Raw genomic sequence first — 25,340 nt, forward strand, 5'->3', positions numbered from 1 at the left:
TCTGGTCATCAACGCGATCGAGGCCATGAGCGGCGTCAGCGATGGCACGCGAGAACTGTTAGTCACCACCGGGAGAGCCGACGCTGGTTGCGTGCTCGTGGCGGTACGCGATTCGGGGCCCGGCTTTGCCCCGAAGGACGTCGAGCACATCTTTGCCCCCTTTTACACAACGAAACCTGCTGGTCTGGGGATGGGGCTGTCAATCTGCCGTTCGATCATCGAGGCCCATGGCGGACGACTTTGGGCGAGCGCAAACTTGCCCCGGGGCGCGGCGTTTCAATTCATAGTCCCAGCCCATCGAGACGTTTCGTCGTGATTGTGCGCGTCTCTCATCCAGATTGACGCGCGGCAGCATAACCGTTCCTCATTTTATCGCTAGCCTTGGCGGCGTGATCGGTCAGGACAAGCATCAAAACCGCGCCAGCAGGCTGTTGAAAATCCATTCGTGGGTGCATGCCATCCCGTTGAGAATGGCCGTCGCAGCGAATTGCTCATGCCGATTTGATGCCGAACTTCCTTGATTCAGGTGCAGCCAATGTCGTCTTCTCGCCTGCTTGCACTATCACACCGCTCGCGTGGCAAGCGTTCGCATGCGCGTCAGGTTGTGGACCGCCTGAGTCAGCAGGAAGAGTTGGTCGACTCGCTGGAGACCTCGATAAATCGCCTGCCGAATCCTGCCGACAGTCTTGCTCCAGCCAAAGACCTGCTGGAAGCATTTGCGCTTGCGAGCTGGCCACTTCGCATAGTCGCCGCTTGGAGCGAATGCCGACGCACTAGTCCGCAATCAGCGCGCGAATCATGCCCTTTCGATTGACGGCCGCGGGGGTATGAGGTGAGCGCAATCGATGTAGACAGCCAAAATCATTGCCGATGCATTCGTCGGCCGCGTGCCTCGCAGAGCCGGCCGAAAGATCGCATCACCGCGGCGTACCGACCCGCCGCTCAATGCACAGACGCCCTCGTGCCTAGCGACCGTCCTCCGCCACGCCTGATATCCGTAATTGCAACACGTGGGATCTCGCCACGAGAGAACCGCCGACATGGAAGTTGAGCGATCAACGATCTCGATTGTGACATGGCCCGCATTGCCTCTACGGTCCCACGACGACAGCGCCCAACTGTCAACGCATTTGCTCTCATCGCCGTGCGCGCCTGGCGAACTGGCAATGCGGTACCACCGCGACACGAGCTCGTTGTCCAGGGTGACATCACAAGGCGCGTCCTGAAAACCTGAATCAAGGGGACCTGCCACCGATTTAGGTCGACCATCGGAGCTCACGGTGTATCCGAGTGCGTGGTCATTGCGTCCTCAGTTGGGCTGAAAACCTAAAAAAGCTCGCCCCCCGTCGCTTGCTTCGCTGTCGCGCGGGGTCACTCAAGTTGCATTGCGCTACGGTCCTTCTCCATGGAAGCTATTCGCCGGATTGTTGCCGGTCGATTATCGACAGATTCATCCTGCACCGTCTTGCAGCGAGTGACGCTTCACTCGTTGCCCAAGCGACAACATCCGCCTCTGATCACAGCCAGCTTGTCTATCGATGGAACCAAGATAGGCGGAACATCCACACAAAACCATTGTATAAACGGTTGATCAAATTCTCCGTCAGCGTCGTGGCCATATACCCAAGCATGTCTCAACAGGCGGTAGGCGCGTGTTTTAATCCTGAGGACCTCCCGAAACTCCGTTACCGATCAACTTGTTATACGAAGGTATGACGAAGATCGGAGAGCGGGCGTTTCGCTGCAGTTAAAATCATCGTTGAGCATGACCCCCATGAACTGGTGCCTGGCGCGCGATAGAACAACATGGCGCGGCACTCCACGTGCTGACACAAAGCCGGGCAGCGCAGGGACTTCGCCAGGCGCCTCGCGCAGCACGCTACTTAAAACGCATGCGCGCCGTGTGCGCCTACCAACAAATGCAAGAGTAGCACCTCAGCGAACACGGACACGCGATGCCCCCCAACATCCCCTGCAACCTGTCTCGAATGGGCCTAGACGGAGGGCTCGACAAGGCCGCCTGATACGAAGGTATGAGCCAGCCAATCGTAAGCCGCCGATCGGACGATAGACCAGTTTCTCTTGCTCGCCTAGCCTTCGTTGTGACCGGTGGATTCGCATGATATGCCTGTCGGCCTCTATCAGTCAGAACAGTAGCATCACGAATGCACAGGCCACGGAAACTTTGGCGGCAAGGTTCATCCTTGTCATATCCAGTTTTCTGAGTTTGGTTACCCTCTCTTTAATCAGATCGTCCTTGACGTTTCGAGGAAAAATTTCCCGGGTTGCAGTTGATATCGGGGAATGCGTAGTAGGCTCGCCTGATCGCGCAGTCGAATGACCGGTCCTGAACGGCACAAGCCCCATCAATCTCGATCATCCAGCCACGGATTGTCTTCGTACATCTAAGGCGATTGTCCTCCATCAGATCTGCATACCATCGCCAAACGCCCGCATCGGCGGAGTTCGCGGTTACCGCAGCTCGCAGCCGCATGAGTTCCAGGTCCAGACAGTCCATCAAAGTCATCCTCCCAGCGAACGCACCTCACCTGCTCGTTCGATTTCACAATGGGGTAAAGGAGAGACCCGGCTGTGTGCTTCCCCTTCAACTGACCTCTGCTATCCGTCCGTCGAGCACCGGACGACGGCGCTTAACCAGACACCCTGAGACGCGCCCGCAACGCGCACCGGGATTGAGCGCGTTCCCGACATGCCGATTTGAAACGACTCTCGCGCGCCTGGCGGTGACCTGAGAATCGATAACACGTGATGCCCTTTACGCGACGCTCATGTGCGTTCGTCGTGCTGATTTTCTGAGGCGACACGAACTGTATCGGCAGTGTTGCCCCCCGGTAGTCGTCCAAACATATGCTGGTTGCACTTTGACTGCTGCCATGCCACATGAAAGGCCGTTCCCGCAACCATCTGCTTTGCGACCGGGACAACCTGCTCGCCGGCAAGGATGCCGAGGAGTCCGACAAGCGCGATGAGCGGCGGCGCCGGCGAGCGCACCTGGATCAGACTGTAGATCACCCCAACCAGAACACCCGCAAGCAAGGAGTAGATGTAGAGTTTCATTGACTTAATCTCCTGAAGTTTACTCAGAAAGTTACACAACAACATCACGCGATCGATCTGAATGAAAAGCAGTTTTCGAGCCTCCGCAATCAGTGACCTGTAGATGGAGTTGCCGCGTGACAAGACGCAAGGTCCGTGTTGGCACAACAGAAGAGGCCATCAGAAATAAATCCGCAACCCCTAAGTATGGTTGCGCGGTCTGTCAACGGTAACCGCGTCCGGAACGCTGTTTTCGGCGGTTCGTTGCCTCCCTTCGATTACGGCTCGTCTCAGCAAGCATGCCTCCAGAGTAGAAGGAGGAGTCTGAAAATGTCCTTAAAGAGTCGTGAAATGCTCACCCACGGGAGCCGCGGCCAATAGACGTCGTGAAGTGGAGGCAATGACGGAGTCGGACGCATCTTCCGGACTTGGCGCCCGCTCCTGCCAGCACATCACCACCCAGCGATCCCTGGTCCCCTTTTGAAGCAAGGATCGCCGCGCGCACGACTGCAACCCTCTCAGCAAAGCTGCGATTGCCCGCGAATGTTTGAGAAAGTTTTAGAGCAGTTTCATAACTTTCAGCGCTCGATTTGCGTAGCATCATTTCCAACCTGGACACACAGCGCGAATCATTGACCCTCATTGCACGCATACGAACGAGCCAGCACGATTCAATAGGAGTCTTGATGATGAATACTTTATCGAAGAGCGTCGCGATTGCGGACACCATCTTCTTTAATGGAAAGATTGCGACGCAAGACGATAAACGGTCTTTCGTCACGGCTCTGGCTGTCGCCAACGGCCGGATCCTCGCCACGGGCAGCGATGCCGACGTGATGGCCCGCGCCGGCTCGTCTACGCAACGCATCGATCTGCAGGGCCGGACCGTCATCCCGGGTTTGAACGACTCGCATCTGCACGTGATTCGCGGGGGCCTGAACTTCAATATGGAGTTGCGCTGGGACGGCGTCCCATCGCTTGCCGACGCACTCGATATGCTGCGCCGACAGGTGGCGCGCACGCCAGCACCGCAGTGGGTACGGGTAGTGGGTGGGTGGAACGAGCATCAGTTCGCAGAGCGGCGCGGACCCACGATCGAAGAAATCAACGCGATCGCCCCGGACACCCCCGTCTTTCTGCTTCATCTGTATGACAGCGCGTTGCTAAACGCCGCCGCCCTGCGTGCGGTAGGTTACAGCAAAGACACGCCCAACCCTCCAGGGGGTGAAATCCAGCGGGACCGGCACGGCAACCCAACCGGCATGCTGATCGCACGGCCTAACGCCGGCCTGCTCTATGCGACCCTTGCCAAAGGCCCCAAGCTTGGCTACGAAGACCAGATCAACTCGACCCGTCACTTCATGCGTGAACTGAATCGTCTCGGCGTGACGAGCGCCATCGACGCAGGCGGCGGCTTTCAGGCTTATCCCGATGACTATGCGGTCATCATGGACCTGGCGAAACGCGGCGAGTTGACCATGCGTATTTCTTATAACCTGTTCACTCAGAACGCCAGAAAGGAAATCGACGACTTTGCCAAGTGGGTCAAGATGACGAAGCCCGGCGACGGCGACGAGTTCTTCCATATGAACGGCGCCGGCGAGATGCTCGTCTTCTCGGCAGCCGATTTCGAGGACTTTCTTGAGCCACGTCCCGACCTGCCGGAGACGATGGAGGCGGACCTGACCGCCGTCGTGCGGCTACTCGTACAGAACCGCTGGCCGTTCCGCTTGCATGCGACCTACGACGAGTCGATCAGCCGCTTCCTCAATGTTTTCGAACAGGTGAACCGCGAGATCCCTTTCGATGGTCTGCGCTGGTTTTTCGACCACTGCGAAACCATATCCGAAGCGAATATTGCCCGCATCGCCGCGCTCGGCGGCGGCATCGCCGTGCAACATCGGATGGCCTATCAGGGCGAATACTTCATGCAACGCTACGGCGCCGAAGCCGTCGCACGCACCCCGCCGATCCGGGCGATGTTGGCCGCTGGGCTGCCGGTCGGCGCAGGGACCGACGCGACGCGGGTCGCCAGCTTCAACCCGTTTGTCTCGCTGTACTGGATGGTCTCAGGACGCACGGTGGGCGGCACAGCGATGTATCCCGAGCAAAACCGGCTGGACCGCATGGAAGCACTTCGCCGCTACACCGTCGGTAGCAGCTGGTTCTCGGGAGAGGAGGACTGCAAAGGGGCCTTGACGCCGGGAAAGTTCGCGGACTTCGTCGCGCTCACCGACGACTACTTCTCGATCAACGAACCGCTGATCAAATACCTCTCGTCCGTACTGACGGTCGTAAACGGCAAGGTCGTCTACGCCGACGACGAGTTCAGCCCGCTCGCCCCGCCGCCGTTGCCCGTCAGCCCGTCGTGGTCGCCGGTTGCCGAGTTTGGTGGATACAGCCGCTACCGGCCGGCGGCAGGTTCGCTGAACGCCTGCGTCGACAGTTGTGCGAATCTGTGCGGCGTACACGGTCACGGGCATATGTGGGCGTGGCGCAGCAATGTTCCGACGAACGATGCCAATGGTTTCTGGGGCGCACTCGGGTGTAGCTGTTTCGCGTTTTGACACAGATCGTGAGGCGGCCGACCGGGGAGTAACTTTGGGCAAACTCAGGATGGTTCATATGATGCAGCAGCAGGACTTTTTCAGCATGCCACGAGAAACGGAACCACTGGTACATCGCGCGTCGGCAGAAGCGCATCTGCAAAGGGGCCACTACGTCAAGCAGGTTTGCTTTGGTTTGCCGTGCTGGAGTGCCCAACTCGCCGATTCGCCGAAAGGACACGACTCATCACACAAAGAGTCTGGGCAAAAAGCCCGACATTAGCCCGGTTTCGGGAAACCTGATTATTCACAGCCCCCTAAGGAGGCCACTATGCCTGTCGCAAAAGCACAGCCCGGAAAGACCCTGGTTGATCCAGTCAATCATACGTTGATCATGATCGACCACCAGTCGCAGATGGCCTTCGCGACCAAGTCTATCGACGCAGTCACACTGAGAAACAATGCGGCCATGGTCGCCAAGGCCGCGAAGGAATTCAAGGTTTCGACAATCCTCACTACAGTCGCAGAAAAGTCATTTTCTGGTCCCATCTTCAATGAGATCCGGTCGGTCTTTCCCGAAGAGCAAGTCATTGACCGTACGACCATGAACACATGGGAAGATCCCCGTATCGCCGAGCGCGTCAATGCAATCGGCAAGGACAAGATCGCGCTCGCTGGTCTGTGGACCTCTGTTTGCATCGTGGGTCCGGCGTTGTCGGCGCTCGACCAGGGGTTCGAAGTCTATGTGATCGCGGACGCTTGCGGTGACGTGTCCGACGAAGCACACGAGCGCGCGATGGAGCGAATGATCCAACTAGGCGCACGCCCCATGACCTCGCTGCAGTATCTGCTCGAACTGCAACGCGACTGGGCGCGCGGTGAAACCTACAACCAGACCGTCGCCACGTCCATAGCTCATGGCGGAGGCTATGGCCTCGGCCTGATTTACGCCAAGACAATGTTTGGTGCCAGCGAAGGTCACTAGTAGCTTTCGATGTCGATATGGCCGGCGATCGGGCCGGCCTGTTCGGCGCCACTGCCCCCCAGTGGTCTCCACTGGGCCTGCGTGGCAGCGTCGAAGACTGCTCCGCAGCGAAGGACCGCAAGCGAACCGGTACGCTTGGGGAAACATGCCGAGAACCGACAAGCGCGATTCTTACGCTGCAGGGCTTTTTGCTTATAGCTCCATAAATATGAGCTCATCAATCTCGTCGCTTATCACCCTCATTGGTCTGCTTGTGAGCGCGGTGAGCTGGCTTCCCGCTAACCAGAAAGCTTTTGTCACCTGTCGCCGGTTGCTCACGCGGTGCCTGTCGCACTGGTACGGGACACGTGGTCATGGGTCTGCCGGGAAAGCCTCCTGTGAAGCATGACACTGTGAAAACCAAGAACCCCGCTCATGAATGATTCAGCAACCCTACAGCACCTCGTCATGTGCAACGCTTGTTCTACGACGCTTGCAGGGGCAAAGCCAACGGCGATCCCCTTTAAAATCAGCGACGGTATCGCAATGGATCTGGACTCAGACATAGGGCCGCTGGTTAGATCGACGACCCGACTCGTTGGCCTCGATTCCTTCACCTGCGCCGAGGGCGAGGTCGCGCATACCGTGTCGCGACTGACCAATGAACGCGGACGCGTTGTAGATGGGGCGGGCGCATTAGCGTCTCTCGGCGGCAACGATCCAGTACCCGCATTGCCTGATTGGTCGCCAGCGCGCCGATGCGTGCCCTTCGTGGCCTGGAAAGACGCGAAGGGCCACGGCCAATCGCCGCTGCAGCAGCTTTCTGTAGCTTCAGGTGAATGCTCCACGGCGCGCGTCGTTCATCGACATGATCATGGAAAAGCCTGGTCAAACAACTCTCCTGCCTTCGATCTTCGTTCGTCCTGGGCAGCACTCGAACGTTTCTCCTGGGCGGTGTGACGTGGATGCGAACGTCCGTGAGGATCCGACTTGGGTGACCGCGATTCTCGCCAGGCCCTGGCTTCTGCCACTGCTTCGTACGGCGCTGGTTTCGTCCTACGTGATTGGCGGTGTGACCAAACTGTTGCACTTTGACGCAGCCATCCACGAGCAGGAGCATTTCGGACTGCATCCCGGATGGGTATGGGCGGCGCTCGCTATTGTCGTCGAAATTGGCGGATCGGCATGTGTGCTTGCGAACCGGCTGGTCTGGCTGGGCGCCGGTGGGCTTGGGTGTCTGACGGCAATTGCGATGCTCCTGGCCAACGATTTCTGGAACCTCGCTGGGGTGGCGCGTCTTTCTGCGCTGAACGGTTTTTTCGAGCACCTCGGGTTAATCGCTGCCCTTATCGCGGTGACATGGATCGCCAAAGTCAAAAATGCTTTAGGACGTTCTCAGTACTTTTGGTCAGCATAAAAGACTTAAAGGAGCTTCCTCCATCATGCGTAGCCTGCGTTTCGCGGTCGCGACGACATTGTTTGCCGTCGGACTTGTTGCATCGCCCCTTTCATCGGCAAAGCCGGCAGCAAGTCCGACTCTTGCTGTCGGCCCCCAGTACGATACAACCCATGTCTATGTAGCCCCGGAGGACTTCGACCGATTCACAGACAGCTTCGTTGCGACCTTCGGCGGTCATAAGTCACAGCAGGGCGTGTTCCAGGTCACACCCACGCCAAGTCAGACCATGTCGCAGCTTGTATTGACACCGGTCGGCACGATTTCCGTGTTCGGCTTCAAGACGCCGATTCCTTATCCGTTTGGCGAAGAGCGCACGGGTTACCTCGTAGCCGACATGGATGCAGCAGTGAAGTCAGCCAAGGCTCACGGCGCAGATGTGACGGTTGCAACATTCCCCGATCCGATCGGCCGCGATGCGATTATTTCGTGGCCGGGCGGTGTCCACATGCAACTCTACTGGCACACTCAGGCGCGGAAGTACGACGCTCTGCAGACTGTGCCGGAGGATCGGATTTACGTCTCGCCGGAGCGCGCCGATGCACTGATCCGCAATTTCGTGGCGTTTTCGCACGGCAAGGTTGTCTCTGACGATCGTAAGGCCCCTGGTATCGAAATCGGCCGCCCGGAAGAAGAGTACCGTCGTGTGCGCATCGAGTCGGGATTTGGAAAGATGACGGTATTGGTGACGGACGGCCATCTACCGTATCCATTTGGTCGCGAAATGACCGGCTATGAGGTGGCGGATCTTACCGACACGCTGAAAAATGCGCAGGCGGCGGGGGTCACTGTGCTGGTCCAGCCGTTCAAATCCGGCGAGCGCGAAGCGGCCCTTGTGCAGTTCCCCGGCGGCTATATTGCCGAGATTCACGCAACTGCCCAGTAGAGCCTGGAGGTAAAACAGGTTGGCATGGCGAGTCACGTATCCACGCGAGGAATGCCGACCGGCTGGGAGGAAGCAATGAAATCCGAGGACAGCGCACTAGCTGCAATCGCAGGCTACGTGGACACACTTAGTTTCGTCGCATTGTTCGGGTTATTCACCGCACATGTGACCGGGAACTTCGTGCTGATTGGCGCGGATGTGGCGGGTTATGGGCAGGGAGTGTTCCTGAAGTTGATGGCCTTCCCCGCGTTTATTGCAGGCGTCGTACTGAGCAGTGTGCTGGTCGGAATCACGCGGCCGGAAACCCCCAACCAAGGTGCATGCCTCCTCTATTCGGTCCAGGCAGGGTTGCTGCTCGCCTTTTGTCTTGTCGGTGTATGTGTCACTCCCGTCGTGAACACTAACAGCGCGCTGGTCATCGTATGCGGCATGCTCGGGGCGGCTGCGATGGGCGTACAGAATGCCCACAGCCGGCTTGTGTCTCGCCCCGGTGTGCCGAACACGGTGATGACCGGCAACGTTACACAAGTCGTCCTCGACGCGCTCGATATCGTGGGGCCTTACGCCCCAGCCGAGGTAAAGACGGTCGCGGGTATGCGGTTGGGCAAGATGCTGCCGGCGATCATTTCTTTCGCTGCCGGTGCAATAGCCGGTGCCGTTGCGTACCGGCATGTTGCATTCTGGGCACTGCTTCTGCCGTTTGTTGGGCTGGTCTGGCTGGCATTCGCGTCACGCGGTAGAGCAACGGACATAAACGCGAGCACATCGGCGACAGGAGCCGGTAGATAGTCCCACTGGCGGGGCAGTATCAGTGACCTCGTCGGCAGGTGGCGCCGGCTGACGATTCAGCCAAATTTTGGTAGCGGCTTCAAGCCATGACGAAAGGTTCAGCACGGCCCGGATGGACCCGCTACGGACTCCTCATCGTGTCAGTGCACACTTCGTGTCGCGTCAAACTTGCGACAGAACGAAGACAGGACGTTTATGCGGACAAAATTATTCTCGGCTGCGGATGTTGGCGAATTCCTTCACGTCATCATAGCCGGACTCGTGTTTGGCCTCAGTGGCGGCGCGCATGCTGACACCGATGAGCTCATTGCGTCCAGACCTGCGACTCCTGTCTGTTCTGCCAAGCGACCAAAGGTGCTCTTCAACCGCTGGCAGGAAGACTGGTCGGTACTGGCCAATCCGTGCGTGCCCCGGCGGCCGCTTGATGGTCTCAAGTACATCCCTCTTGGTGGCGACCCGGATTCGTATCTGTCGCTCGGGGCGAACCTGCGTGAACGACTCGAGGTGAACGATGCGCCACTGTTCGGTATCGGGACAGGGCATTCGGATACCTATCTTATCCAGCGCGCGCAGGTGAGTGCCGATGCGCGTATTGGGCATCTACAGTTCTTCGTTCAGTTGGAAGATGCCAGGGCGTTCGGCAAGAATTCCGTGTCGCCGGTTGACAAAAACCCGCTTGATCTTGAGCAGGCATTTGTCGCGTGGGTAAGCCCGCTAGGACCTGGTACCGTGAAATTCAGAGTCGGTCGTCAGGAGATGGCATTCGACTTGCAGCGTTTCATTTCCGTTCGCGATGGCCCGAACGTACGGCAAGCGTATGACGGTATCTGGGTCAATTACGAGTACCAGAAGTGGCGCTTCATCGGCTATGCGACACAGCCAGTACAGAATCGCGCCATCTCGGCGTTCGATGATGTGTCCAACCGCCATCTCACGTTCAGCGGGGTGCGTTTCGAACGTCAGAATGTTGGGCCTGGCGATATCTCCGGATACTATTCCCGGTACAACCGGACCAATGCCCGATTTCTGGATGCAACGGGAGACGAACATCGGGATGTGTTTGACCTTCGGTACACGGGGAAGGCTGGCCATGCTGACTGGGATGTTGAGTCGATGCTGCAGACTGGGCATGTCGGCAATAAGACGATTGCCGCCTGGGCGGTCGGCTCACTTGCCGGCTACACGCTGGATTTGCCGTGGACTCCCCGCCTGGGTGTGCAGATCGATGCGGCTTCCGGTGACAGGCATCCTGGCGATGGTCGGGTGGAGACTTTCAACCCGCTTTTTCCCAATGGATACTACTTTACCATCGCGGGTTACACCGGCTATGCCAACCTGATCCATATCAAGCCGTCGATCACATTGAAACCGTCGGGTAATCTGACGCTGCTTGGCGCATTAGGATTCCAGTGGCGGGAGACAACGGCAGACGCGGTGTATCAGCAGGCCAATGCGGTTGTGCCGGGTACAGCGGGACATGGTACGCGATGGACTGGCATGTACGTGCAGTTGCGCGCAGACTGGACGATTGCTGCGAACTTGATCGGTTCAGTTGAAGCCGTGCATTTCCAGGTGGGCAAGTCGGTCCGCGATGCAGGCGGCCGTAATGCCGACTACGTGGGCATCGAAATCAAGTACGGTTGGTAACAAGTACCGCCGAAATCCAGCCCCGACGCGGAGCCAGTATGGGCGCGGGAGGCAGGTAGTACGCCATTGATTCTGTTGACGTTGCTGTTCGCTTTTTTGAGGCGTATCGTGAACGTCCCACCGACGGAGGCGCGCGATGCAAGGCTGGCAGACCACGTACCTGGGCATGCGCGAGCTGCCGCGCGAGATCAGCACCTTCGAGTTGCAGGCCTTCTTTACGTTCAGCCCTGCCGAGCGCGAACTGATCGCGGTGCGACGCGGCAATCGACTGAAGCTTGGCCTGGCGCTGCACATCGGCTTCCTGCGCATGAGCGGGCGTCTGCTCGATGCCTTTCGAGTCATCCCGTCGGTGCTTTGGCGCCATCTAAGCGCAGAGCTCAGCATCGACGCCCCAGAACTGGCATCGCTGCGCGCAATGTATGGCCCCGGCCGACCCTCTTTGACCCTCTCGTTCTCATTGGGAGGTGCGCCATCCTGAATACTTTCCCAAATTCGATTTCCTGCGGACCCTCGTGCGCCGTGAAGATCGATCAGAAAAAGGTATGGATACCTACCCGAACGGCGGCTTGCTCCCGGGACAGCGACGGCGCAAAAGTTGCTGCACCGAGAACCGGATCTACCCCGGCAGACGCCTTGATGTAGTCGGACGCGAGGTAGAGATTCGTGCGCTTCGAGAGGAAATACAGCACGCCCGCCGACACCTGGTTCCACGCGTGATCCTCGAAGGTCGTGTGCTGATAGCCACCGAACACCATCACGTCCAGGGTCATCTGGTAGGTGACCCCGCCTTCATAGACACGCATGAACGACTTCTTACCCGGATTCTTGAGGGCCGTGTTGGTGAAGTTGCCGTAGAGCGTTAGGTTGCCGATGGCGTAAGAAGCGCCGACCCCCAACGTTCCCAAAGAGTCGATCTGAAGCGACGGTTCCAGAACGGTCGCGGTGTTGTCCACTACCGTCGCGACGGGCACCCCCAAGAAGGTATGGGTACCGGTCTGAGCGTAAGGATCGAGTACGGGATTGGCGACAAACGTATAAGCGACAGCCATCGCCAGCGGGCCGTTTACATATTGGGCGCCGGCGCTCCAGCCGCTTCCGTCGTGGATGCCTTGCCCCGGGCTACGAAAGCCGTACATGGCGCCGAATGAAAATCCGCCCCACAGCGTCGGGCTCACGTATTTGACCGAGTTGGTCAGCCGGTCGTTATTGGTGCGATCGAGGTCGCCCAGATGTATCCCGTACCCGGTGCCCAGGACGCTCACGTTAAACTGATTGAAAAATTCCCCCGTGAAGTCCCACTGTTTGCCGAGAGACACCGTACCGTAGGACGTCTGCAGGCCGACCCACGCCCGTCGTCCGAATATCGTATTGGGCGCGCGCGTTTGGCCGTTGTTCAGATCGAAGTTGCTTGACAGTTCGAAGAGAGCCACGTTTCCTCCGCCCAGATCCTCCTTGCCCGACAACGTCCAGAAATTGGGAAGCGAGGCGCCGCTATCGATTTTCACGTGGTGGTGTCCACCATCGTTATTGATGTAGGTCAACCCGTTATCCAGCGAGCCGGACAGCGTCACGCTGCTTTGCGCCGTAGCCTCGCCATTGAGCGCTGCTGCCACAAAGACTGCAACCAGGCTCCGTACCATGTCACACCTGTTTCTCCGAGGTTTCGCCGATGTCCAGGGGAAGGTTATCGCCAGACGCAGCTTTCGCCGCTGTGCGGCGGCCGTGAAGCCCAGCAGGAGGGCATAGCGCCACCAGTACTGGTCTTTGTTGCATGGCGAGGTGGGCTTGCCGCCCACCACGCGTGGAGCGCTTCCGGCTTGTGCGTCAGGTGTGCGCATCTGGACCTGCGCGAATGGAATCCCGGAAATCGTCTCGCGGGGGGCGAAGATCCAGCGCAGGCTGTCTAAGGGCACTTCGCGGTTGACCTGCTCGAACACATGCAGCAAGTGGCTGATCGATTCGTCGGAGACGGCATGCAGGCGGAACGGCCAGCGGTTCTGCACGAACTGCTTGACCACGGCGGCGCGTTCGCTCTCGAGCGTTGCCGGCAGAGCCGGACTCGGCTCGAGAAAATCTTCGATATCGGCAGCGGAAAAAACGGGCCTCTCGCCAGCGCCGCTCATCCTGAGGAACTCGTCGCCGACACCGGGCTTCGTCATCTTCTCCCACTTTGCAAAGTCCTCGATCTCCTTCCCGGATTCGAGGCTTCCTTCGTGTAGCCAACCGCGCGCCGCGCTGTCATAGCGGTGAAGGGATGAACACGGGGGTGTCCAGCGCAATCGCATTGAACTCTTCCAGTGTCGGACCGCGCCGTGCACACCACCACGCCGGCGCAACATGTCCAGCGCATCGGCAAGCGACGGTACGCCGCCCCACCGCAACTCCATGTTGAAGTTCAGACCGCCTCGAATCACGTGCAGGTGCGAATCGTTCACGCCGGGAAAGACGATGCGGCCCTGCAGGTCGATGCACCGCGTGCTCGAGTGGGTGTATCGCATCATCTCGCGGTCGTTGCCCTGCGAGGTTCTTGCCGTAGCGGTGGCGAACGATCGCTTATCGTGCTGCGTCGCGATCTTGCCATTAAAGAATATGGCGTCCGCGTCAACCGCGTCGGTCGTTTGGACGGTCATCGTCTTTTCCCTGTCGGTGGATGGGCACTGCTGCCCGTGGAGCGGCGCGAAGGACCGTCGATCAGCACGGACTTCTCAGGTTCACATACTTTACGATGTGCGACCGCGTAAAGTCCTGAGCCGCACTGAAACGTTTCTGAAATCGGCACGTCTGGGTTGCCGGGCGCGAACCGAGGCGGAATCATTGATCTGCATGCTCCCTGTACGGTCAACAGGCGCTATGCCCGTTTTCGCAGTGTCTGTTCGAGCGCACCCCGACCAGCCTTGCTCCCGATCGAGTTGATGGCATCGATGCCGGCCGCGCGAAAAGGCGACCTGGCGTCCGGCACCCAAGTCCTTCCGGACAGTCCCCGCTCTGTCTTTCGCGCTGATCGTTTCGATCGTACCGGCTCCTCGGGCACAACTGACGCGAACCAGCTGACGTTCCGCGCTCGGTGAAGGGGCTTCGATTTCAGAAACGTTTTATGCGTAGTTAAGGACATTGCGTGATCGCGCTCTGTAACCTATCCGGGGAATCATCGCAAGTGATCCTCGAGCCAAATCCTTGTGCGCGAGGATTCAGTGCGCAGCGTTACGCGCTCCCGATCGGCTGCTATGCCGCCCCTATCAATGCAGGAGAGTGAAAATGAGCTATGACCGTCTTACCGCCGAAAACGCAGCGCTGCTGCTGATCGATCACCAGACCGGCCTTTCGAACGGTATTCAGGACCAAAGCGTCCCTGAGTACATGACTGCGGTCACTGGACTGGTCAAACTGGCAAAGATCTTGAATTTGCCGACTGTAGCCTCGACCAGCGCATCAAGTGGCCCGAACGGACCGCTGCTGCCGATCATTCCCAGCCTCCTGCCGGACGCGCCGGTGATCCACCGTCCTGGTCAAGTCAACGCCTGGGATAACCAGGAGTTTGTCGAGGCGGTCCGCAAGACAGGCCGCAAGAAGCTGATCGTTGCCGGTGTATCGACCGAAGTTTGTGTTGCATTCGTGTCCCTGTCGGCGGTCAAGGCGGGCTATGACGTTTACGCCGTCATCGACGCATCGGGAACCTGGAACAAGCTGGTGCAGGAAGTGGCCATCGCTCGCCTGGCACAAGCAGGCGTGGTTCCGATGACGTGGGTTGCTGTTCTCGGAGAGTTGCTGGGTGACTGGAGTCAACCTCTCGGGCAAGAAATTGGAGTCGTCATGATGGAACACCTTCCGTTTTACGGCAATCTGTACGGAAGTTTCCTCGCGGCAAAGGGTAGCGCGCAGTAGTCAACCTTGTCTGCCGGTGGGTTCGTGGCGCGTCTGCGTCGAGACCTCGCATGGAAAGTTCTGCGAAAAGTGCAACCCACCGGCGCGTAAGCGTAATCATCATGACGGCATTCCGGCGTTCGAACCGCGCCCAGGCCGCCTACATCCGAGCCAGGAGAAGTTCATGACCCCGCCTGCTAACTCCAACGGTCAACGTCCCGCCATTGATCCGAACAACGCAGCAATGCTGATCATCGACCACCAAAGTGGCCTGTTTCAGCACGTCGAGGATCTGAACGTCTCCGAGGCGCGAACAAACGTCACAGCACTCGCGCAGGTCGCGACGTTAGCAAAGATACCGGTCATCACGACCGCGTCCGTTCCCCAGCGGCCCAACGGTCCGCTGATCCCGGAGTTGCGCCAGTATGCGCCTCACGCAAAGTACGTCGCGCGCAAAGGCGAGATCAACGCGTGGGATAACCCCGACCTCGTCGCCGCCATCGACGCTACGGGCCGAAAAACGCTGATCATCGCCGGTTTGATCACCAGCATTTGCGTGGCTTTTCCGAGCATCAGCGCGGTCCATGCCGGCTTTACGGTATTCGCGGTCGTCGACGCATCCGGCACCTACTCGAAGATCTCCGAGGAATTCGCGCTGGCGCGTATGGTGCAGGCCGGCGTAGTGCCTATGGACACGGCAGCGGTATGTGCGGAGATTCAACGAACGTGGCACCGCGAAGTTGCGCTACAGTTCGCCGAAATCTACAGCGCGGTATGGCCTGTCTATCATTTGCTGATTGAGAGCTACCAAAAGGCTCAGGACGCTCTGCGGAACCACGAACAATTGGATTCCGAACGCGCGTAATGTCGTCATGCCATTCAGCGCGCGGCAATCAGGTTGACATCGATCGTCGCTCGTAAGCGGGAGTGATCGAGCGACAAGAGCCAACCGAAATACCCGTATGCAAGCCGACCGATCCCCGCCCCCCTCTCCACCCGCGAGTCCTGACCTCCGGCACGACATACTCGCGGCGGCGCGTCTTTACGGACAAACCGACGGCGCCCGGCTGCTCCACGTCTTCAAGACGGCAATCGCCGTCATACTAGCGACCGGCATCTCGATGCGGCTCGAGCTGGCCGCTCCGAGAACCGCGATGATGACGGTGGTCATCCTGATGATGCATCAGCACAGCGGCATGGTCATAGCTCGCGGGTTCTATCGCGGTGTCGGCATGCTGGTCGGCAATCTCGCGGCGGTGGTGCTCGTCGGCTTCTTCCCTCAGGAACGCGTGTTATTCCTCACGGCCTTGGTGCTCTGGATCGGCGTATGCACCTGGGGAGCTGCTTATTTCCGGAACTATCAATCCTACGGATTCGTCCTTGCCGGTTATTCGACGTGCATCGCCGCGCTACCGTCGATCGATCACCCCTATGACATCGTCACCAACGTCGTCACGAGCCTCAGCGAAGTGTCTGTCGGTATCGTATGCGCCGGACTGGCGAGCGCACTGCTGCTGCCCAGGCGTGTCCGCGACATGCTGCTGAAAAGTGGTGAGGATCACTACGTTGATTTCATGAGCTTCGTCCGCTCCACGTTGACGAAGAACCTCTCGCCGGACGAACTGAGCGCGCTGCACATCCGGCTGATCGCCGAGCGCGCCCAACTTGAAAATCTGCGTAGCGCGGCGGTGTTCGAAGATCCCGACCTGCGCGAACGCAACGACATCATGACCCGCCTCGCCAGTGAGTTCCTTGACGCTGGCGCCCGGTTTCACGCCCTCCATCAGTTCCGTCGCCGCGTCGAAGCCTCCAGAGACCAGACCGCATCCGCCTTCGTGCGAGAAGTGTGCCTCCACGCGGCGCGGATTGTGAAGGGAGAGAAAGCCGCGGGAGCACCTTTGCTAAGCGATGTCAGACGCTTTATCGCCGACCTGGATCACTTCGTCGCGCATTCCCTGCCGACTCACGAAGCTCGCCTTCGTTCGTTCGAGTCGACATCCGCATCCGCGCGTCGCGATATGGAAACCGGCATCGCCCTGCTCCGCCAGGCGTGCGTCAGCCTGCGGCGCTATCTCGACGACTTCGTCGGCTTGCGCAGCCCCCCGCGGGAACGTCGACGTCGAATCGGTCCAACACCGGTTCGGGTCGCCACAACCGCCAATCGCGTGGTCTCCGCCGCCGCCGGATTTCGTGCAATCCTCGCCGTCGGCACCGTTTCGTTATTCTGGATCGGTTCCGGATGGACGGGCGCGGCCAGCGCCGTCACCACGGCGACGATCTCCAGTGCGCTCTATTCGATCATGCCCGCTCCGGCAACAGCGGCCCGTCAGACGGTCATCGGCTGCTTCGCCGCCTGGATCGCAAGCCTCTTCTTCAATTTCGCGCTCCTCCCCCGCCTTGACGGATTCGCCGAGCTCGCAGCAACTCTCGCCCTGTTCATCATGGTCGGATCCTACCTGAACAGCTTCCCGAAAACCGCCACGATTGGACTCGGCTTTAACATCTACTTCTGCTTCCTCGGCAACCTCACCAATCCGAGCGTCTACGCCCCGGTCAGCGCCCTGGACACCGGTTTCGCCGCCATGCTCGGCATCTCGGCGGCATCGCTGGCGTATTCCATTGTGGCTCCTTACGCAGGCAACTGGGTAACCGGTCTGTATCTCCGCCAGCTAAGGCGACTCGTATCGACCGATGCATGCTACGGAAATATCCCCGGATTGATGGCGAGGTTCGACGCCGGCGTACGCGATTTCGTCCAGCAGATCGCAGCGCGCCCCACTAAAAGCCGATACAGTCAACAAGAGCTTTTTGCGTGGTGCTTTGCGTCAATCGAAATTGGACGAAGCATTATCGAAATTCGCGAGGCCGCACACAACGTCGACGTCGATTCCGCGTGGCAAGCGGCTGGACATAATATTCGCAAACCCATTGCCGATCTGTTCGAGTCCCCCTCCGTCCGAACGCTGAGGGCTGCCGAACAAGCGGTCGTCACCGCGCTTCGCTCGGTTGACAACGTAACGAATCAGCCGGCGAACGAAAACGACGCACACCGATCGCTCCGCAATTGTCTCAACTACATACGATTGTCGCTGCAGGACAACCTGATTCCGATCACGGTCGAATCGGACGCCGGTCGCGCGGCCTCGCAACGCGCATAGCATTCGTCAAGACCGATGATCACCCTGCGCGCCCTTCCGCCTCTTGCCATTCTCAGCGTCATGCTCATGGCCTCATGTGCGAACACCGATGGCATCTCGCCTCGATCGGCGATGATCGACGATCACGCCGTCGATCTCGGCCACGTAATTGAAGCCGCACTCACCGACGCGAACTGGCCGACAGACGGATGGTGGTCCCACTGGAACGATGCTCAGCTCGACGAGCTGGTCGCGAAAGCCGTTTTCAACAACCCGTCGCTCAAGATCGCTCTAGCACGGGTCGACCAGGCCGACGAGCTTGCGCGAATGGCCGGTGCGTCGCGCTACCCCAACGTATCCGTCAGCGGGGATTTCACACGGACCCGCTTTGCTCGCTATGCCAGTCCCAGCCCACCTGGCGGCAACACTGTGTGGAGCAACGCGATCGGCGTCAACCTCGGATACGAACTGGATCTGTGGGGGAAGCATCGCAGCGAACTGGAAGGCGCGCTGGACAACGCGCAGGCCGCCTCCGCCGACGCCCGTGTGGTGAAACTGACGCTTCAGACTGCGGTCGCTCGCACCTACGTCGCGTTTTCGCGTTCATTCGACGAGCGGGATGTCGCTGAAGCCACGCTTGCCCGCCAGCAAAATACCGTAGACATTATCGAACGGCGTGTGAAGGCCGGGCTGGCCAGCCCGCTCGAAGTCGTGCAGGCACGCACGCCGGTTAGCGCGACCCGGGCCAGCATCGAGGAATTCAACCGTCAAATCACGCTAACCCGCAATGCGCTCGCCGTGTTGATCGGAGAAGGGCCAGGTGCCGGTGCGAGCTTGGTTCGCCCCGCGCTGCGCCTCGATGTGCCCGTTGCGTTGCCGGCGACGCTTCCGGCAAACCTGGTCGCCCGTAGGCCCGATATCGCGGCCATGCGCTGGCGGGTCGAGACCAGCGCAAAGGTCATCGATGTGGCAAGAGCCGACTTCTATCCGAACATCGATCTGATTGCGACTGCCGGGTTGGTGTCGGCAGCGTTCGGGGGATTTTTCACGTTGATCAACAACGACGCACTCGTACACTCATTCGGCGCTGCGATCTCGTTGCCGATTTTCGACGGCGGCCTCCGCAAGGGACGATACGGGGTCGCCGTCGCCAGTTACGACCAGGCCGTCGAGACCTACAATCAGACCGTCCTCGCGGCATTCCGGGACGTTGCCGATCAAGTGACTTCCCTGCAGTCGCTCGGCAGACAGCAGATCGAGATCGAAGCTACGGTAGAGTCAGCCCAGAGTGCGTACGACTACGCGATCAAGGGGTATCGAGCCGGCATCGCCGATTATCTGAGCGTCCTGTCTACGCAAACCGAGCTGCTTCAGGCGCAGGAACGCCTCACCATTGTTCGTGCGGCGCGCCTGGACAGCTGGGCACAGTTGATGATGGCGCTCGGCGGCGGCGTGGAAGCGGGCGCTGCCGAATCAGCACACAAAACGACGAGGGCGACCGATGTTCACTGAACTGTCCTTCATCTCGCTTCTCGTGCCGAGCCTCCTGCCGATCTTCGTCGGCTGCTGCATCGCCTACTGGATCGCCGACAGGCTACTCGGCCGCACCGGCCTTTACCGACACGTCTGGCACCCCGCGTTATTCCGCGTCTCGTTGTTCGTGTCCCTATTCAGTGGTATCGGCCTTCTTCTCGGCCGGTAATCGTCAACCGATCACGCTCAGAACGACGCCATGCGCCTCCAAACCTTGATCCGCATAGCAGTGACGCTGCTATTGTTCGCGCTGGCGGTCTCGCTCGCCTACGCGCTCTGGGAACGCTATATGTATGCGCCATGGACGCGCGACGGTCGCATTCGGGCAAAGGTCATCAACATCGCCTCGGATGTGTCCGGGATCGTCACGGACGTGCTCATCAACGACAACCAGGTCGTACATCGGGGAGACGTTCTATTCCGCATCGACAAGGACCGGTTCCGGTATGCACTCGCGCAAGCCGACGCGCAAGTCGCACTGCGCAAGTCGGAACTCGACATGCGCGCGCAACAGGCGTCCAGACGGGCACAACTGGAAAGCTCAGTCATTTCCGCGGAAGCGCGAGAAGACGCCGGCGCACAGGCACGTCAGGCGATGGCCAACTATCAGGCCGCGCTCGCGGCTCGAGACGTAGCCCGTCTGAATCTCACCCGCAGCGACATCAAGGCACCGGTCGACGGATACATTACCAACCTCAATCTCTATCCCGGCGATTACGCCAGCGCCGGCGTCGCGCGGCTGGCACTGATCGACGCGAACTCCTACTGGGCTTACGGATATTTTGAGGAAACGAAGCTACCTCAGGTGAAGATCGGCGATCGTGCGGAGGTTAGACTGCTGTCCGGCGGAGCGCCAGTGGCGGGCCACGTCGAAAGCATCGCTCGCGGCATTACCGATCGCGACAACCAGTCAAACTCGACGTTACTCGCCGACGTGAATCCGATCTTCACCTGGGTGAGATTGGCTCAGCGAGTTCCCGTCCGGATTCACCTCGACGATATACCTCGCGACCTCGTGATTGCGGCAGGCACGACCTGCACAGTAACCATTCGATCAAGTGAGACCGGCCCCGTACGCGGCACGTTGGCCGATGCGCATCCCGCGAGCGCACATCCCGATTCCGCGCTGACGGCACGCTAACCCGGAGGTGTTCCGATAAGCGGAAACGTGCGGTTTCACCATTCGCGACTTCCGCAAATGGCCCTCAAACCCATACTAAACATCCGGTCCCTGCCCTCGAAGTTCATGTCCACTTTTGTTGCAGGGACTGTGGCGTTTCAGCACGCCCGTAGAGCGAGATAGTCAGGCTGTAGCCAATTTACCCGGCCGTGTCATCGACAAAACCGAGCTCGCGTCCCAACCACTCGAGGCGGCAAGACCAGTCACTCACTGCGGTACCGTCGTGAATGTCTTCGAGTTCGATCAACAAGCCGATCATTGCCTTCGACCGGACATCGACCCCAGACGCCGCGAGCGCCTGAAGCAGAGGGCTGTCGGGATAGCTTCGTAAGTACGAGATGCCGAGCTGTTCCAGAGCGGGATCATAGTATTCCTCCCGAATCAGGCAGCCAATCGCGCATTTGCGCCCTTGGTAGCCGCGCAAGCGGCACGATCCGGTTTCATCTTCGGACACCGCCTGCTGCGCAAGCAAATGGTGCCGTACACGTTCGTATACCGCATGGCTGTCCAGCACGGCACCTACTCCTGAATCAAGACGTCTCGCGTTGCAATCCCGAACTCACGTGCAATTGAGCGGAGTCGATCGTTCCACTCCCAAACGCCGAACGCGTCATGTACGTTTTGCAGGCAACTCAGCAGGCGCACCGTGCGGGAGTCGTCAATATCGATTCTTGCCCGGCGAAGCGCCTTTCTCAGCGCCGCAACGCCTGTCTCCATCCACGCGGGAATCTCATCGGGCTGCTTGCCGATATACCGTACCGGCACTCCTTCCATCGCAGTGGTGTAGTCACGGGGTGCAATGAGGCCGCCAATCGGGCAACCGCCGCATGGACCGCGATAAGCCCCCCCTCCACCGGGGAGTAACGCCGAACGGTGTTGCGATTTCAGGTGAGCGACCGCGAAGTCGAAGATTTCCTGGTCCGATCGAAACACGACGCGTTTCATTTTGAGCCTCCTTCACAGCGGCAAATCAGCGATTGCATCACGCGTAAGGCATTGAATGCCGTGTGCGGTTCGCATGCCTCTTGATATGTAAACAGTCGAACAACGGCACGTATTCCCGATCGTCTTCGTCAAAAATGCAGTCGGTACGACGGATCGCGCTGCCCGGCAAACGCGATCGCCAATTTCCGAAATGTTTCCGATTTCGCGGGACAGACGGTGTGCGGTCATCGTTGGCTTCTAGTAGCCTGAAAATCCGTTCCATTCACCGGTCATTTCGGTGAAGCACTTCACACAGCAGAGGGCGGTGCTATTCGACCAACAAATAACACGCTTCTGGACGTCTTCCTTCAACTGACCACATTCATCACAGCGATCCAGGACGCGGACCTGCATCGTTCGGGAGCGCCACTGTTCGAGTGCGTTCATGTCATTTGCCCTCGCGTTGATGGGCTATGCCGACCGCAACGTTGATCACGGCCATCTTCCGCAGTTCTGCCGACGTCGGATCAGCTCGGCGCAGTTCGAGAAACTCTCTTACGTTCGTGCTCATCGTGGCCCTCACCGGGTAGAGATGCGGCTAAAGTCAATAGTCCGGCGACACACATTTTTATTCAGCCCGGGGAACGAACGTGTACTCGTCATACGCGTTGCTACTGATATAAATTCAGTTACGCAGGCCGTTTAACGTTGCTGACACTCAAATGAAAGCGCGAAGTCCTTTGAATCAAGATAGACGGAGGCGCCGAAGAAACCCATTCTACGAACGGTCGCTGCAATCCTCCGTGGGTGTAGCCCAAAAGTCGCAATCTTCATGATGGATGCTCCTTTCCCGTGAGATGGGAGTAACGACGTCTTCACTTTGGCATAGGCCCGACGGCCTTGCAGAGGGAGTCGTCTATCACATCAGAGCCGGCGGGTGCACTCATACCTGTAGTCCGGCTGCGATGACAACGGAGATGGCGACGACCCACAACTCAATGGCGGTGAAGCGGGGGTATCTAATCTTCTTCATCATCTTCCTTCTCATGTCCCACGACAGGAACTTGATCAGGCATTTCTGCCTCTACCGTTACCCGGATACCTGCGGCTTTGGGCCTGCTCGAGGTTGTCAGCCGTGCGCATCCACGTTATCGATACGCCCCGCCGAATACTGCTTCAGCAGTTCTCTGGTTTTCGCGAGATAGACCTCGGGATATTTTGCAAAGACGGTCTTGAACGCGTCGCTCGTCTTAGCTATCAGGGCACTTCCCGGAAATTCCTTCCTCGTGAGGATGAGAGACTCGGTTGCCGCAATCGGGCCACCCCTGGCCATCGACGAGGTGAGATATGCGCCAGTCGCCCGAAAAAAAATCCCCCCAGATCCGCACCGCCCCTTCGACGATTACCGCCGCAGCCGGCGTGAGCGGCGGCGACTCGCATATCAGGCGCAGCACCGACGTAATCGGCCCCGCAGCAACCTCGAAGCGTTCGACTTCGGCTACGTCGCCGGACAAGCCGCTTACGGGGAGGTCGGCCGTGGAGACGAACAGTTTCATCGGTTCAGCCAGTTCGTGTGCGATATCGTCATCGAGCAAGTCGTCCAAAAAACCCGCGGTGTCGAGCGCAGACCGCCCTTCCCTACATTTCAGCGTCCAAACGCTGTGGTGATGCGAACTATCACTAAAGGAGTGACCCGCATGATCCTGCGAATGCCCCATGCGGACAGCCTGCAGTCACATTCATTCGGTCATCGTTGGCTTTTGGCAGGCTTCAAATCCGCTACATTCGCCGATCATTTCGGCGAAGCACCTCGCACAGCAGACGGCGGTAAGATTCGGCCAAGAGTTCACGCGCTTCCGGATGTCTTCCTTCAACTCGCCGCATTCATCGCGGCGATCCAGAACGCGGACCTGCATCGGTCGGGAGTGCCACCGTTCGAGTGCGTTCATGTCAGCAGCCCTCGCGTTGATCTGCGACGCCGACGGCGATGATGTTCGCGGCCATCTTTCGCAGTTCTGCCGACGTCGGATCATCTCGGCGCAGCTCGAGCAGATCTCTTGCGTTCGTGCTCATCGTGCCCTTCACTGGATACAGATGCGGACAAAATCAATAGTCCGACGATATACGGTCCCGTTCAGCCATGGGTCGAACGTGTACTCGTCGTACGGGTTGCGACCGATACCAATCCAGTTATGCAGAACGTTTAGCATGGCTTTGCCACTCAGATGAAATCAAAAAATCCCTGAAATCAGCATAGACGGACGACTCAAAGAAAACCATTCTACGAACGGTCACTTCAGTCCTCTGTCTGCATAGCGCGCCCATACGTTTGGGTACCTTGAGGCATCCCATGAAGTGAGTGTTCGAGTCCTGGCGACGATGTAACGGTATCCGATACCGTAAGCCATCATACGTAGGTACGAGACAGCCATTCCCAAACGGGAGCAATGCCTGCCGTTCGTGGAATGGTTTTCTTTGGGTCGTCCGTCTATCCTGATTTCATGGTCGGTGCATTCGCGCGACACGTCCGCAACGGCAGCGTCTTCTTTGGTCACCAGTTTGTTCGGTCGGAAACCGTTATGTTTGAACAGGCCTCCAAAGGCAATCCGACGAAGGTCAATCGCTTCAGCAGGTCGGTTTCGTCAAAGCTGCGCCCATTGGCGCTCGCTCAAAGTGTGGCCGAGCAAACGCAGATCTATTCGCGAGCGCAGAAGACGGAGCTTGTACTGGAACCCGCGCAGGTTTTGCGGACCATCTCGTTGGAGTTAGCCGGAAGGCTGGCGCGTGCGTGACGGCGCCACGTCTTCGGATCTTCGTCTGGGGATCTCGCGGTGGCGGCCCGATACGATCCGGCGTGCGCAGAGGGACCAGCTCGAGAACCGATTCAAATCGCGGATCGTGTTTGGGTGGAATTGTTAGTTACCGTTGCGGGGCATTCATGAACCTCAAAATCAGCGGACACCATCTCGAAGTAACTACGGCAATGCGTGAATACGTGGTCACCAAGCTTGAGCGGGTCTTGCGACATTTCGAACATGTGATCGATGTGACGGTCCTGCTGTCGGTCGACAACCATAAGCAGAAAGGGCAGCGGGCCGAGGTCAACGTCCATGTGAAGGGGCGAGATATCTTTGTTGAGAGTTCCAATGGGAACCTATACGCTGCGATCGACTTGCTGGTCGACAAGCTCGACAGGCAGGTTGTACGGTACAAGAACCGCTTGCAAGATCATCATCACGACGGCATCAAATATCGTTCCGCGAACATGACGCCGGCAGGATGCTCGTACGAAGAGTTGTCAGGAATTTCGTGTGGTGAAGTCGGTATAAAAAGGTCTCATCGCATGGGGCAGGTGAATCG

24 protein-coding genes and 3 pseudogenes are annotated in these 25,340 nt (G+C 58.8%); 17 read left to right on the forward strand and 10 right to left on the reverse strand.

Annotated features, from left to right (window positions below; translation table 11 throughout):
- Positions 1–316, forward strand: a 316-nt coding sequence (locus tag HV744_RS28455) for an ATP-binding protein (protein ID WP_175152701.1), incomplete at its 5' end; no start/stop codon positions are given.
- A 246-nt stretch (positions 317–562) separates the two neighbouring features.
- On the opposite strand, the pseudogene HV744_RS28460 reads toward HV744_RS28455, so the two are convergent.
- The 3 genes and pseudogenes from HV744_RS28460 to HV744_RS28470 all read right to left on the reverse strand — a co-directional run.
- Positions 563–727, reverse strand: a pseudogene (locus HV744_RS28460) (IS5/IS1182 family transposase); the annotation flags it as partial.
- 69 nt (positions 728–796) lie between these two features.
- Complete coding sequence (locus tag HV744_RS38560; RefSeq protein ID WP_175152702.1) at positions 797–1,279, reverse strand: DUF3331 domain-containing protein; 483 nt, start codon at positions 1,277–1,279, stop codon at positions 797–799.
- Between the two features lie 1,508 nt (positions 1,280–2,787).
- The gene (locus HV744_RS28470) at positions 2,788–3,078 is read right to left on the reverse strand and encodes a XapX domain-containing protein (protein WP_175152703.1); all 291 of its coding nucleotides are present in this window, start codon (positions 3,076–3,078) and stop codon (positions 2,788–2,790) included.
- Positions 3,079–3,746: 668 nt separating this feature from the next.
- Here HV744_RS28470 and HV744_RS28475 point away from each other — a divergent pair.
- The 8 genes and pseudogenes from HV744_RS28475 to HV744_RS28510 form a co-directional block, all read left to right on the forward strand.
- A complete protein-coding gene (locus tag HV744_RS28475; RefSeq protein WP_175152768.1) occupies positions 3,747–5,624 on the forward strand; it encodes an amidohydrolase in 1,878 nt (625 codons plus the stop codon).
- A 310-nt stretch (positions 5,625–5,934) separates the two neighbouring features.
- Complete coding sequence (locus HV744_RS28480) at positions 5,935–6,588, forward strand: hydrolase (RefSeq protein WP_175152704.1); 654 nt, start codon at positions 5,935–5,937, stop codon at positions 6,586–6,588.
- Positions 6,589–7,002: 414 nt separating this feature from the next.
- Entirely contained in the window at positions 7,003–7,527 is a 525-nt protein-coding gene (locus HV744_RS28485; RefSeq protein WP_175152705.1) for a hypothetical protein, read from the forward strand.
- Between the two features lies 1 nt (position 7,528).
- Positions 7,529–7,984 carry a DoxX family protein gene (locus HV744_RS28490; protein ID WP_246279231.1) on the forward strand — a complete coding sequence of 152 codons (456 nt, stop codon included), beginning with the start codon at positions 7,529–7,531 and terminating at the stop codon, positions 7,982–7,984.
- A 25-nt stretch (positions 7,985–8,009) separates the two neighbouring features.
- Positions 8,010–8,909: a glyoxalase gene (locus HV744_RS28495; protein ID WP_175152707.1), complete on the forward strand. Its 900-nt coding sequence runs from the start codon at positions 8,010–8,012 to the stop codon at positions 8,907–8,909.
- Positions 8,910–8,984: 75 nt separating this feature from the next.
- On the forward strand, positions 8,985–9,698 hold the full coding sequence (locus HV744_RS28500) for a YoaK family protein (RefSeq protein ID WP_175152708.1): 714 nt from the start codon (positions 8,985–8,987) through the stop codon (positions 9,696–9,698).
- A 195-nt stretch (positions 9,699–9,893) separates the two neighbouring features.
- Positions 9,894–11,345, forward strand: coding sequence for an alginate export family protein (locus HV744_RS28505; protein ID WP_175152769.1), 1,452 nt, complete (start codon positions 9,894–9,896; stop codon positions 11,343–11,345).
- A 136-nt stretch (positions 11,346–11,481) separates the two neighbouring features.
- A pseudogene (locus HV744_RS28510) lies at positions 11,482–11,778 on the forward strand (DUF4158 domain-containing protein); the annotation flags it as partial.
- Positions 11,779–11,875: 97 nt separating this feature from the next.
- Here HV744_RS28510 and HV744_RS36860 read toward each other — a convergent pair.
- Positions 11,876–13,975, reverse strand: coding sequence for a porin (locus HV744_RS36860; protein ID WP_217469166.1), 2,100 nt, complete (start codon positions 13,973–13,975; stop codon positions 11,876–11,878).
- Between the two features lie 625 nt (positions 13,976–14,600).
- Here HV744_RS36860 and HV744_RS28525 point away from each other — a divergent pair.
- The 6 genes from HV744_RS28525 to HV744_RS28550 all read left to right on the forward strand — a co-directional run bounded on the left by HV744_RS28525 (position 14,601) and on the right by HV744_RS28550 (position 21,017).
- Positions 14,601–15,227 (forward strand): isochorismatase family protein, encoded by a 627-nt coding sequence (locus HV744_RS28525; RefSeq protein ID WP_175152709.1) that lies wholly within the window; start codon positions 14,601–14,603, stop codon positions 15,225–15,227.
- A 163-nt stretch (positions 15,228–15,390) separates the two neighbouring features.
- On the forward strand, positions 15,391–16,071 hold the full coding sequence (locus HV744_RS28530) for an isochorismatase family protein (protein WP_175152710.1): 681 nt from the start codon (positions 15,391–15,393) through the stop codon (positions 16,069–16,071).
- Positions 16,072–16,168: 97 nt separating this feature from the next.
- Entirely contained in the window at positions 16,169–18,364 is a 2,196-nt protein-coding gene (locus HV744_RS28535; protein WP_175152711.1) for an FUSC family protein, read from the forward strand.
- A 15-nt stretch (positions 18,365–18,379) separates the two neighbouring features.
- On the forward strand, positions 18,380–19,855 hold the full coding sequence (locus HV744_RS28540) for an efflux transporter outer membrane subunit (protein ID WP_217469167.1): 1,476 nt from the start codon (positions 18,380–18,382) through the stop codon (positions 19,853–19,855).
- Positions 19,845–20,045, forward strand: coding sequence for a DUF1656 domain-containing protein (locus HV744_RS28545; RefSeq protein ID WP_175152712.1), 201 nt, complete (start codon positions 19,845–19,847; stop codon positions 20,043–20,045). The genes HV744_RS28540 and HV744_RS28545 overlap by 11 nt, the downstream gene beginning before the upstream one ends.
- A 30-nt stretch (positions 20,046–20,075) precedes the next feature.
- Positions 20,076–21,017, forward strand: a complete 942-nt coding sequence (locus HV744_RS28550) for an efflux RND transporter periplasmic adaptor subunit (RefSeq protein ID WP_175152713.1) — start codon at positions 20,076–20,078, stop codon at positions 21,015–21,017.
- 178 nt (positions 21,018–21,195) lie between these two features.
- Here the strand turns inward: HV744_RS28550 and HV744_RS28555 are convergent, their stop codons facing one another.
- The 6 genes from HV744_RS28555 to HV744_RS38085 form a co-directional block, all read right to left on the reverse strand.
- Positions 21,196–21,570 (reverse strand): hypothetical protein, encoded by a 375-nt coding sequence (locus tag HV744_RS28555; protein WP_175152714.1) that lies wholly within the window; start codon positions 21,568–21,570, stop codon positions 21,196–21,198.
- A 5-nt stretch (positions 21,571–21,575) separates the two neighbouring features.
- Positions 21,576–22,001: a hypothetical protein gene (locus tag HV744_RS28560; RefSeq protein WP_175152715.1), complete on the reverse strand. Its 426-nt coding sequence runs from the start codon at positions 21,999–22,001 to the stop codon at positions 21,576–21,578.
- A 427-nt stretch (positions 22,002–22,428) separates the two neighbouring features.
- Positions 22,429–22,551, reverse strand: coding sequence for a hypothetical protein (locus HV744_RS38080; protein WP_281363677.1), 123 nt, complete (start codon positions 22,549–22,551; stop codon positions 22,429–22,431).
- A 679-nt stretch (positions 22,552–23,230) separates the two neighbouring features.
- Positions 23,231–23,584, reverse strand: coding sequence for a hypothetical protein (locus HV744_RS28565; protein WP_175152716.1), 354 nt, complete (start codon positions 23,582–23,584; stop codon positions 23,231–23,233).
- A gap of 135 nt (positions 23,585–23,719) precedes the next feature.
- On the reverse strand, positions 23,720–23,929 hold the full coding sequence (locus HV744_RS28570; protein ID WP_175152717.1) for a hypothetical protein: 210 nt from the start codon (positions 23,927–23,929) through the stop codon (positions 23,720–23,722).
- Position 23,930: 1 nt separating this feature from the next.
- A complete protein-coding gene (locus HV744_RS38085) occupies positions 23,931–24,053 on the reverse strand; it encodes a hypothetical protein (RefSeq protein ID WP_281363678.1) in 123 nt (40 codons plus the stop codon).
- Positions 24,054–24,427: 374 nt separating this feature from the next.
- On the opposite strand from HV744_RS38085, the gene HV744_RS28575 reads away from it, so the two are divergent.
- Both HV744_RS28575 and hpf read left to right on the forward strand, forming a co-directional pair.
- Positions 24,428–24,772, forward strand: coding sequence for a hypothetical protein (locus HV744_RS28575; RefSeq protein ID WP_175152718.1), 345 nt, complete (start codon positions 24,428–24,430; stop codon positions 24,770–24,772).
- Positions 24,773–24,918: 146 nt separating this feature from the next.
- Positions 24,919–25,242: pseudogene (hpf, locus tag HV744_RS28580) on the forward strand (ribosome hibernation-promoting factor, HPF/YfiA family); the annotation flags it as partial.
- Between the last annotated feature and the right edge of the window lie 98 nt (positions 25,243–25,340).

Source organism: Paraburkholderia ultramafica, from assembly GCF_902859915.1.
GTDB lineage: Bacteria > Pseudomonadota > Gammaproteobacteria > Burkholderiales > Burkholderiaceae > Paraburkholderia > Paraburkholderia ultramafica.

Bases quoted from the DNA above. Each gene is read 5' to 3' on its own strand.
- HV744_RS38080 (WP_281363677.1), bottom strand. From the start codon at position 22,551: ATGAGCACGAACGTAAGAGAGTTTCTCGAACTGCGCCGAGCTGATCCG.
- HV744_RS36860 (WP_217469166.1), bottom strand. From the start codon at position 13,975: ATGACCGTCCAAACGACCGACGCGGTTGACGCGGACGCCATATTCTTT.
- HV744_RS28495 (WP_175152707.1), top strand. From the start codon at position 8,010: ATGCGTAGCCTGCGTTTCGCGGTCGCGACGACATTGTTTGCCGTCGGA.
- HV744_RS28550 (WP_175152713.1), top strand. From the start codon at position 20,076: ATGCGCCTCCAAACCTTGATCCGCATAGCAGTGACGCTGCTATTGTTC.
- HV744_RS28505 (WP_175152769.1), top strand. From the start codon at position 9,894: ATGCGGACAAAATTATTCTCGGCTGCGGATGTTGGCGAATTCCTTCAC.
- HV744_RS28545 (WP_175152712.1), top strand. From the start codon at position 19,845: ATGTTCACTGAACTGTCCTTCATCTCGCTTCTCGTGCCGAGCCTCCTG.
- HV744_RS28475 (WP_175152768.1), top strand. From the start codon at position 3,747: ATGAATACTTTATCGAAGAGCGTCGCGATTGCGGACACCATCTTCTTT.
- HV744_RS28500 (WP_175152708.1), top strand. From the start codon at position 8,985: ATGAAATCCGAGGACAGCGCACTAGCTGCAATCGCAGGCTACGTGGAC.
- HV744_RS28485 (WP_175152705.1), top strand. From the start codon at position 7,003: ATGAATGATTCAGCAACCCTACAGCACCTCGTCATGTGCAACGCTTGT.
- HV744_RS28540 (WP_217469167.1), top strand. From the start codon at position 18,380: ATGATCACCCTGCGCGCCCTTCCGCCTCTTGCCATTCTCAGCGTCATG.
- HV744_RS28560 (WP_175152715.1), bottom strand. From the start codon at position 22,001: ATGAAACGCGTCGTGTTTCGATCGGACCAGGAAATCTTCGACTTCGCG.
- HV744_RS38085 (WP_281363678.1), bottom strand. From the start codon at position 24,053: ATGAGCACGAACGCAAGAGATCTGCTCGAGCTGCGCCGAGATGATCCG.
- HV744_RS28470 (WP_175152703.1), bottom strand. From the start codon at position 3,078: ATGAAACTCTACATCTACTCCTTGCTTGCGGGTGTTCTGGTTGGGGTG.
- HV744_RS28480 (WP_175152704.1), top strand. From the start codon at position 5,935: ATGCCTGTCGCAAAAGCACAGCCCGGAAAGACCCTGGTTGATCCAGTC.
- HV744_RS28575 (WP_175152718.1), top strand. From the start codon at position 24,428: ATGCCTGCCGTTCGTGGAATGGTTTTCTTTGGGTCGTCCGTCTATCCT.
- HV744_RS28570 (WP_175152717.1), bottom strand. From the start codon at position 23,929: ATGAACGCACTCGAACGGTGGCACTCCCGACCGATGCAGGTCCGCGTT.
- HV744_RS28525 (WP_175152709.1), top strand. From the start codon at position 14,601: ATGAGCTATGACCGTCTTACCGCCGAAAACGCAGCGCTGCTGCTGATC.
- HV744_RS28530 (WP_175152710.1), top strand. From the start codon at position 15,391: ATGACCCCGCCTGCTAACTCCAACGGTCAACGTCCCGCCATTGATCCG.
- HV744_RS28535 (WP_175152711.1), top strand. From the start codon at position 16,169: ATGCAAGCCGACCGATCCCCGCCCCCCTCTCCACCCGCGAGTCCTGAC.